General features: G+C 35.3%; 10 protein-coding genes, 1 tRNA gene and 2 pseudogenes. 4 read left to right on the forward strand and 9 right to left on the reverse strand.

Features of this window, described 5'->3' with window-relative positions:
- Positions 1 to 344: 344 nt before the first annotated feature.
- Positions 345 to 728, reverse strand: coding sequence for a hypothetical protein (locus tag F6K22_RS21315; RefSeq protein ID WP_293102359.1), 384 nt, complete (start codon positions 726 to 728; stop codon positions 345 to 347).
- A 238-nt stretch (positions 729 to 966) separates the two neighbouring features.
- On the opposite strand from F6K22_RS21315, the pseudogene F6K22_RS21320 reads away from it, so the two are divergent.
- A pseudogene (locus tag F6K22_RS21320) lies at positions 967 to 2,046 on the forward strand (IS701 family transposase).
- Positions 2,047 to 2,282: 236 nt separating this feature from the next.
- Here the strand turns inward: F6K22_RS21320 and F6K22_RS43575 are convergent.
- From F6K22_RS43575 to F6K22_RS43585, 3 genes and pseudogenes are all read right to left on the reverse strand, one after another.
- Positions 2,283 to 2,489: pseudogene (locus tag F6K22_RS43575) on the reverse strand (zinc ribbon domain-containing protein); the annotation flags it as partial.
- Positions 2,490 to 2,538: 49 nt separating this feature from the next.
- Positions 2,539 to 2,739 (reverse strand): zinc ribbon domain-containing protein, encoded by a 201-nt coding sequence (locus tag F6K22_RS43580; protein WP_483244152.1) that lies wholly within the window; start codon positions 2,737 to 2,739, stop codon positions 2,539 to 2,541.
- A 43-nt stretch (positions 2,740 to 2,782) separates the two neighbouring features.
- Positions 2,783 to 3,019, reverse strand: a complete 237-nt coding sequence (locus F6K22_RS43585) for a transposase (RefSeq protein WP_483244153.1) — start codon at positions 3,017 to 3,019, stop codon at positions 2,783 to 2,785.
- Between F6K22_RS43585 and F6K22_RS43590 the strand changes: the two genes are divergently transcribed.
- A complete protein-coding gene (locus tag F6K22_RS43590) occupies positions 2,964 to 3,191 on the forward strand; it encodes a hypothetical protein (protein ID WP_483244154.1) in 228 nt (75 codons plus the stop codon). The two genes, F6K22_RS43585 and F6K22_RS43590, sit on opposite strands and share 56 nt — an antisense overlap.
- Positions 3,192 to 3,440: 249 nt before the next feature.
- On the opposite strand, the gene F6K22_RS43595 is transcribed toward F6K22_RS43590, so the two are convergent.
- The 3 genes from F6K22_RS43595 to F6K22_RS21335 all read right to left on the reverse strand — a co-directional run bounded on the left by F6K22_RS43595 (position 3,441) and on the right by F6K22_RS21335 (position 4,265).
- Positions 3,441 to 3,572 (reverse strand): helix-turn-helix domain-containing protein, encoded by a 132-nt coding sequence (locus tag F6K22_RS43595; RefSeq protein WP_483244151.1) that lies wholly within the window; start codon positions 3,570 to 3,572, stop codon positions 3,441 to 3,443.
- Between the two features lie 181 nt (positions 3,573 to 3,753).
- Positions 3,754 to 3,826 (reverse strand) — tRNA-Thr (locus F6K22_RS21330).
- Positions 3,827 to 3,884: 58 nt separating this feature from the next.
- Positions 3,885 to 4,265 carry a c-type cytochrome gene (locus F6K22_RS21335; RefSeq protein WP_293102362.1) on the reverse strand — a complete coding sequence of 127 codons (381 nt, stop codon included), beginning with the start codon at positions 4,263 to 4,265 and terminating at the stop codon, positions 3,885 to 3,887.
- A 373-nt stretch (positions 4,266 to 4,638) separates the two neighbouring features.
- Between F6K22_RS21335 and petG the strand changes: the two genes are divergently transcribed.
- Positions 4,639 to 4,752 (forward strand): cytochrome b6-f complex subunit V, encoded by a 114-nt coding sequence (gene petG, locus F6K22_RS21340; RefSeq protein ID WP_293102365.1) that lies wholly within the window; start codon positions 4,639 to 4,641, stop codon positions 4,750 to 4,752.
- Between the two features lie 322 nt (positions 4,753 to 5,074).
- On the opposite strand, the gene rsmD is transcribed toward petG, so the two are convergent.
- Together rsmD and hisH are read right to left on the reverse strand one after the other, a co-directional pair.
- Positions 5,075 to 5,638, reverse strand: a complete 564-nt coding sequence (rsmD, locus tag F6K22_RS21345; RefSeq protein ID WP_293102368.1) for a 16S rRNA (guanine(966)-N(2))-methyltransferase RsmD — start codon at positions 5,636 to 5,638, stop codon at positions 5,075 to 5,077.
- Positions 5,639 to 5,872: 234 nt separating this feature from the next.
- Positions 5,873 to 6,502, reverse strand: a complete 630-nt coding sequence (gene hisH / locus F6K22_RS21350) for an imidazole glycerol phosphate synthase subunit HisH (protein ID WP_293102371.1) — start codon at positions 6,500 to 6,502, stop codon at positions 5,873 to 5,875.
- Positions 6,503 to 6,868: 366 nt separating this feature from the next.
- On the opposite strand from hisH, the gene F6K22_RS21355 reads away from it, so the two are divergent.
- The gene (locus F6K22_RS21355) at positions 6,869 to 7,378 is read left to right on the forward strand and encodes a pyroglutamyl-peptidase I family protein (RefSeq protein ID WP_293102373.1); all 510 of its coding nucleotides are present in this window, start codon (positions 6,869 to 6,871) and stop codon (positions 7,376 to 7,378) included.
- Positions 7,379 to 8,991: the final 1,613 nt, after the last annotated feature.

Here is an 8,991-nt window from a genome sequence, read left to right on the forward strand (position 1 = left end):
AGTCATGGATGGAGTGATAGGGAGGGGAGAAAGAGGACAATACAGTACAGAACGTATTAAATTTAACTCTTGAACTTTAATGTAACTTTTCGTTACATAGTGAGAAATTTTCCCGCCGACCTACTTAGATTTACTATATTAATTGTTTCATCAATATCAAATCCCAAATATAGTTGATTTACAGGCTAAATATTTACTCCTGTAGCTACATCAAATATTAAATCTAAATCACAGGAAGTATTAATACCTTTTGTCGAAAAACTGGCATGATCGGCAAAAGAAAAACCCGATCTAATTGTCAAGATTTCTCATGCTTTTACAGATGTATCTGGAATCTCAAAAAATCAATCAACCGGAATTAAAGCATCAACAATACCACCGTTTAAATTAAAAGTATTTTGTAAACCTAATTTACCTTCTGTAAAAGCATTAAAACCTACATCTAATTGCTCAATTTGTGGCCAAATACAAACACCCCAAACTTTCTTAGCACAACCAGTATTTTGAATCAGAGAATAGTTTTTTGCTAATGACTCATTCCACTCAACTGCAAACAAACCACTATCACTACCCCAACTAAAATTGCCCTTTTCCTTACCCCAAATATTCTGATTTGATGTGGTAAACTCTAAATCAAATTTGAGAGTTGTCGCTAATGTCACATTGGGTAGGGCGATCGCTGTAACACTAGCAACTAGGACTGATATGACAGTCTGAAGTAGTTTCATTTTTTTATACCTCTCAATACAAAGCTTTTATTCCAACTTCTTTTTTCTCAGGACTTACGCAACGACACTATATATAGCGTCTACTAATTTAGGCGATCGCCTGAATCAGAAAATCATCATAACTCATATAAAGTATAGTTTATTTTTATAATTGTAGATATGGCTAATTGTCAATACATTTAATCCCAAAAGTCGCACTTATTATATAATTATATTATGATTAATTTGAGCTAACAATATGAATTTCAACTATATTGATTACTGTCAATATTTACTTAGTTCTCATACAAATTATACTATCACAAATTTAGCAAACCATCTAGAAAACATTAGCCATGATACGATAAATCGTTATCTGAAAATAGAAAATTTTGATAACCAGGATTTATGGAAAAATGTTAAACAGGAAATTGTAACTAATACACTTATGTTATTTAATATTTGATGATACAGTTATTAATAAGGAACATAGTAATAAAATTGAGTTGGTTCGGCGACAGTATAGTGGTAATAACCATAGAGTAATTCGTGGTATAGGGATAGTAAATTGTATATATTTTAATCCAGAAATAGAATAATTTTGGCACTCTTGATTATCGAATTTATGACCCAGATACTAATAAAAAAAGTAAAATAGATCATGTAGAAGAAATGATTTTTTCTGATTGACCACAGAAAAAAATACCATTTAAGACTGTATTAATGGATAGTTGGTATGCCACACAAAGATTAATGGCATTGATAGATAATTTAGGAAAAATTTCTTACTGTCCCTTAAAAATAAATCGCGCGCGTAGATGATACTGGTGGTGTAGAAAAATATAAAAATATAGGAGAGTTAAGTTGGAATAAATCCGAAAAAATATCAGGTAAAATAATTAAAATCAAAGGGTTTCCAAGAGATAAAAAAGCGAGTGCTAATTGGTGAGGTCTCCTCAGAATGTAAGATGCACTCAAGACAGTCAAACTCCATACGGGCAACTGTTTCGACCAACAGGACAGAATATATTGCAACTAATGACTTAGCTCAATCTTCGCATTTATGCTGTAGATATGAAGTCTCAAACTAGATGGAAAATTGAAGAATTTCACGCCAGAATTAAGCAATTAACACGCAAGCGAATTTTGTCAATGTCGTCTGAGGCAAATTCAAAAAAATCACATAGCTTGTGCTATGTTAGTCTGGAATTTCTTAAAAAGACTAGCAGTGAAAATAGGAAAAAATATCTATAGAGTCAAACATGAACTACTCTCAGATTATCTGCTCCAAGAGCTGAAAAAGCCCACAATAAAATTCAGGGCTATTTTTATTTTATAGGTGTTTTTTTCTCTTGCTTTAACAATGGCAAAAATCTTGAAGCGATCGCTCTATTAAATCAAGCGATCGCCTAAATTAGTAGACGCTATATATAGTGTCTTTGCGTAAGTCCTGTTCTGTTGTTGGGGGTATAGTATCTGGATAATTCTGATGACTTGAGTTGACATCCTCCCGACGCTGCTATACGCGAGACAGCGCGGGATTCCCTAGCATTGCTGGTAGGGGCTTTCTGCTGCCTATGCGCAGAGGAGCTGCGCTAACAATGCACCAGCATAAGCGAGATTTACTCCCTTCAGGTCTAAAAGCGCGCTCCTAAAGACTTGCCAGCGCCGCCAAAGGGGGTCTCCCCCATGAGCGACTGGCGCTGACACTGCGAGTCCCGCAGCCAAAATATTTATACTTGCATTGATATCTCGGTCATGGTGACTACCGCACTCTGGACAATCTCATTCTCTAATATTTAGAGGTAATTTCTCTACTACATGACCACATTTAGAGCAACGCGCGCGAACTAGGAAAATATCGGTCAATTTTGACTAACTTGCGTCCATACCATTCGGCTTTGTATTCAAATTGCCTTACCAATTCTCCCCAGTTGGCATCTGATATGGCTCTTGCGTGCTTTGTGGTCTCTTGGTGCGCGTTCCGCAAGCGAGCTGGCGTCGTCGCGGGGTCGCACCGCTTTTTGACCATGTTTTTTACTGCCAAGTCCTCAACTACTATCGTTTGGTTTTCTCTAAGAGCGTTGGGTTGTCAGTTTATGGGTCATCTCAAGTCTTGAATCTTTGATTTTTGCGTGTATCTTAGCTACTTTAAGCCTAGCTTTTTGATAATTATTAGACTTTTTGTCGGGTTTTCTATCTAGAGATTTCTGGGCTAACCTCAGTTTTTTATGTAACCTTTGAAGATTCTTTGGGTTGGCAACTTTTTCTCCATCACTTGTAGTTAAAAGACTGGTGATGCCTAAGTCAATACCTAAAAGTTTCTTAGTCGGCTTAAGTTTTAAATTTCTGGTGTCATTAACTCTCAAAGATACAGACCATCTACCACTTGGATCGAGTTTGACAGTAATTGTAGTGGGAAAACAACCGGCTGGTAGCTGCCTACTCCATCTGATAGGTAATGGTTCTGCACCCGATCGCTAAATATACTTGACCATCTTTCGACTTGAATGCTGATGAGCGTAAACTCAGCACTACCACCGTTGCGCTTTTTCTTGAAGTTAGGATATTTAGTCCGTCCACTAAAAAAGTTGGTGAAAGCGGTTTGTAAATGGACTACCGCCTTGCTGAAGTGGTACACTACTTACTTCTCTCAGAAAATCTAAATCTTCTTGTTTTTTCCATAAGGTAAGCATAGCTGAAGTTTGTTTGTAACCTACTCGTTCCTGGTGTTCATACCAAGCTTGAGTTCTTGCAGAAGCGCGCTTTGTTGTAGACTAAGCGTACACAACCCAAAGTTCTCCTCAACAGATTTTCTTGTTCAGGAGTTAGGTAAAATCTAAATTTGTACGATGCATCAACCATTCACTTTACTGCTTACTTTTGATATTTACATTCTAACAGATTATTTGTAAAACCACAATATTGATTGGTTTTCATCCCGACGCTCCCCTACGGGAGAGCGCGGGTCTTCAACCAACGTTTTGATAAATTTATTTACTAGAAGCTCCCAAAAGCTCTATATCACTAGGTTATTAATATAAAAAGCCGGTGAGGAGACTCGAACTCCTGACCGTTCGATTACAAGTCGAGTGCTCTACCAACTGAGCTACACCGGCAACGTCTTTTAATATAGCAAAGCTAAAGCTATTTTTGCAACCCTTTTTTACTTTTAAATCATATTTCTTTTAAATAGCTTAATAAATCGGCCATTTCTTGCTCATTGGCCTGGAATTGGGGCATAGGTGGTGTTTGGCCACTAACTATTTGATTAATAATTGCCACGTCCGACTTATGTTGGGAAATTCCTTCTAAACTCGGCCCGACCTGACTATCTGTAGGCCATTCATGACAACCTGCACAATTCATCCGAAAAATCGCATGGCCTTTAACTGGGTCTCCCTGGAGGGACAATACGTTTTTGATATAAGGATCAGAAACCTGAAACTGATTAACTCCTAGGATTATAAATAGGATTACCAAGAGAACAGCCAGACCAACTAAGCTGATCCACTGTAGTAGGACTTCTTTTTTGGTGTCAGCAAGTTGGTTATTCAAAATCTTTAATATCTTAACAATTATTTACAAGAAAATTTAATATCAATTTACACATCTTAACAGTTTTAATTCTTTCAGGGGAAGATTTTTATGCAAAGTTAAAGATTTAAATATATGGGCTAGAAAGTTTTGGGGGGAACAATCACAAGAGATTAATTAAGCCTCAATAGATTAACTTGTAATATGCTCTAAGCTTAATCCAAACTTTAATCTACTATATTATTATTTATGTTTTTGATTTTTTTTTAAAGATTGGTGAAGTAGCGATCCGCTCTTAGCCTTAAGGCCACCAGAGGATGTCAATCCTAGGTTCAAAATAAATAGTAGTATTGATTAATAACAAACAAAAATTTCAATCAAAGGAGTTGGCTTCGTGGTAGAACCATTACTTTCTGGAATCGTACTAGGTCTGATTCTCGTGACATTGGCAGGACTATTTTTTGCAGCCTACCAACAATATAAGCGGGGCAACCAATTAAATATTTAATTAGCCAATCTTACTATCAAAGCCTGATCGTTAGGTTCTCCGTAGGACTTAAATACTGGACAGAAAACGATAGCTATGAATCCAAATGGCACAAGCTAAGATTGTTCTAATTGTGGTGAAAAAGTCCTGAAAAATTTGTCAGACAGAATTCATTATTGTCCTTTGGAGCGGCATTGTAATGTGTGGCGATAAAAACGCAGCCAGAAATATAAAATACACGGGGGTAGAGCATTCCCTTCTTAGAGCTTCCTGGAGTCATGCAACAGGGGGACTAGGAAGGGAGGGAGCTTACACTAACCTTGGGGTATAGTGTGGCAGTATGTCACGTTAGAATATTTCTGCCCTCGATGGAACAAAAAAAAGTTAAAGCTGTATTGCCATAAACTTTCTGCCGACAAATTTCTAAGGTGGGAACTGATTTAATCGGCCATATTTCGGGACTATGTTCCACTGCTAACTCGCTGGTTGGTGCTAGAAGTTGATATTGAGCGATCGCCTCTAATACTGGTTGATATAAGTCACTAGCATAGGGGGGGTCAAAATAAATCAAATCAAACTGCTGCCCTACCAGCACTTTTAACCGTTTCAACACATCTCCCCGCAACACATGAAATTGCTGGGATGAGGTAGCCACGAGTTGCCAATTTTGGCGAATTGTAGTACAAGCAGGGCCATATTGTTCGATGGCGATCGCTAAGGATGCTCCTCTACATAAAGCTTCTGCACCCATGGAACCCACGCCAGCACATATATCCAGCCATCGACATCCATCTATATTATTTTGCCAAATATTAAATACGGCTTCTCGCACCTTGGCCAAAGTTGGACGAGTTGCCATTCCTGGTAAAGTTTTTAGTTGACGATTACCGTATATTCTTAAATTCATGCTAATCAAAGGGAATATAAGGAGAATGGGGAGATATATTGACATCCTAACTGCCGTAAAACGGACGGGTATTCCTACTAGAAGGGTGAGGCTTCCTTAATTATTGGATCAATATAAATAATAGGATAAAAGGAGAAGGATAGATTTGAAAAAGGGAACAAGGAACAAGCAAAAAAAGATAAAATATAAATGTCTCTTAGTTGATAAGTTAATAGTTATTTAGTTAGTTAAAGCTCAATTTTCAGGGGTCACTTTACTAACAAAATTTGACAAAATTTGTAGCCCAATAGTGGAAGATTTTTCTGGGTGAAATTGCACTGCCATTAAATTATCTTTTCCTACTGCTGCGGTGACAGTTTGATTACCGTGGGTTACCGTTGCTGCTGTAACTTGAGAGTCAGTGGGGTCAACATAATAAGAATGAACAAAATATACCCAGGGTTGAGAACCTATTTCATTCCACAATAAATGTTTTGGTTGAGTAAATTGTAGTTGATTCCAACCCATTTGTGGAATTGTCAGATTGGGTTCAGATTTAAACTGACGTACTTTTCCAGCAAGTATTCCTAAACCTGCTTCTTGACCTTCTTCGCTACTTTCAAATAATATTTGTAAGCCTAAACATATACCTAGAAATGGTTTGCCGGAAGCAATAATTTGTTTAATAGGTGTTTCTAAGTTGCGTGTTCTTAAATGTTGTACTGCTGGATCGAAAGACCCTACTCCTGGTAAAATAACTGCATCAGCTTGTTCTATTTCTATGGTTGAATCTGTAATTTTTGGGGTTGCTCCTGCTTTTTCTAAGCCTTTACAAACGGAGTGCAAGTTACCCATATCGTAATCTATGACTGCAATAGTTGACATTAATTTATTTTCCTTGTTTTGTGTTTGGTAGTTTTACGATAGCGTTTCTCAAGTTACTGAGGTACAGTTATTTTTCTTATTTTTTATTCCCTAGTCTCTACTCCCTACTCCCTAAAACAAACGAATTTTTACCTAACTTAGAGATGGTAATTAGTATATTATAGTCAAAAAATTATATCATGTTCGCTTAATTAGCGATCAAAAACTTTTTCCTCATAATACCTTATTTTTTCTTTTTGTTCTCCCTCCTAAGTTCTGAGTTCTGAGTTCTGAGTTTTTCCTAATTATTTATAACTGTTCATCCGAACATGATATTAGTATGATTTAAAGGATTTATATTTTTTTTATTTGGTCTGAATTTGAAGAATGAAAATCAAATTTTTACTCACATCGTTTGATATTTGGAAACCCGAACATAAATCTAATTCTTCTGATGATTTACTGGGTGTGATATCTGCTCAAGAATTAACTGATTATTCTCTAAGTTTTATCAGAAAGTTGCCTGTTGATTCAGAAGTTGCTCCAGAAATTGTGATTTCTCAAATCGAAAAATTTCAGCCTGATGTAATTGTTTGTTGTGGGATGGCAGAAAAACGGGAAACTCTTACAATAGAATCTCAAGCAAATTCTGGATCGGAAGTGATTAAAACTTCTGTTGATTTGTCAAAGTTAGTGGTTGGTTTAGATGGAACTGAGATTAGTAATGATGCTGGAAAATTTGTCTGTGAGGATTTATATTATTCGGTTTTAAAGTATCTTGATGCAGGTTGCTTAAAAAGTAAGTGCATTTTTGTTCATGTACCTATATTAACGGCAGTTAATATAGATTTAATTGTGGGAGATTCTCTGAAAATTTTGTCAAAAATATCTTGGTAAAAGTTTTCGGTATTCAGTGATTAAGTATCAGTAAGTATCTAATGGTACTTAAACATTTTATGGTCGAAAAAATGCCTGAAATTCAGTCTAGACAAGGGAATTACGTCGATGCTATAAAAATGGCTGAAACCCTTGACAGTTAAGGATTTATACCTTTTTGACGTGAAACACTCTGCCTATATATATTTGAGACTATTTTATGACTCTGTTTTGTTTAAGTCCCACTAACTTTCAATCACCGATAGCTAGTTAATTTGATTATTGATTATTAGATGTTGATGAGCGATCGCTACTCACTCAGTGAGTAAAATTATTAGTCAGTTAACTTAAGGCTAAATTTAAACAGGAGATTTTCTGAAAATTTTGTCAAAAATTTATTGTGAAAAAGCTTATGCAATTCAAGATTTAGCAAGCGGTAAAAATCTAATTCTTTATGCTCTATATTTAGTTAATTTGATTGTTATAGTTGTCGCTAAATAAATACAAACAAAAAATATATCAAACTTATAAAGAGTAATAATTATACCATTTTCATAAAATATTGCAGAGCGTGACATAACAAGTAAAAGGAGATAAGGAACGCTGGAATAAGAAAAGATAAATAGACAAAAAATGGAGAAAAAAAATTTAATGAGTGACAATGAATGCAAGCCATAAAGTATTAAACTGTAGGAATAAATCACAAAGAATGAATGTAACAGCCTATGCATAAATTTGGGATTACGACTGTTTTATACTATTAATTTCTATGATTTTTACATATTAACGGTTTTGAGGATTTTTTTTAGTTACAAAGCGACAACGATATTAAATATTGATGAGCGATCGCTTCTCACTTAGAGACTGTTTGTCAAATAGGTATTAAGAGATGATGGAAATACATTTATATAAAAGTGGGAATAATTCCAGGGATTGAAATAAGCTAGACAGATTAGTTTATCAGCATTCAGATTTCTCAAGTTATGCCGACAAATAGAAAATTATAGTTGTGTCTTTATAAGACTTCACTGTTCCCAATTAAGTGTTCCCTATTCCCTATTTCCTTTTTTATATTTTCTGATACATTCAATTTCTTAGTGAGTAAAATTATTAGTCGGTTAATTTAAGGCTAAATTTCAATAGACTATGAAGTTAGTCCAAAAAAACAATCTAAGAACCATTGACAAAAATTTTATGTCTTTACTATAATTTTAATCAAGATACTATAGACCATTAGTATCTATAAGCTATTTGTTGGCTGCTATCTCATCTGTGGTAGATGTCTATCCTTGTTTGTCTATTCTGGTTTGTAATTAATCTCTAGTAAACGTAACGGTTTGGTAAGTAGGTAGTTAAAAAGACTCAGAGCTGATTCGTAAACTTAGTTGAAACTCTGATATGAGCAAATACTTACGAATTTAGGTTCTACTTAACTATAACTTTCAAAATTCTTTCTCTACTAGATAGTAACAACAAACAAGGATAAACAAACAAGGATAAACATCTACTTTGATTCTTCTCTTAACCATGGCTTTAAAGCTGCTAAGAACATAGCACAAGAAGTCAAATTTGCCTGGCGACTTCCTGCTCCAAAATAATGCCTGTCGTTATCTAATTGAGTAAAATAAGGTACA

The sequence above is a fragment of the Okeania sp. SIO2F4 genome (assembly GCF_010672385.1).
Lineage (GTDB): Bacteria > Cyanobacteriota > Cyanobacteriia > Cyanobacteriales > Microcoleaceae > Trichodesmium.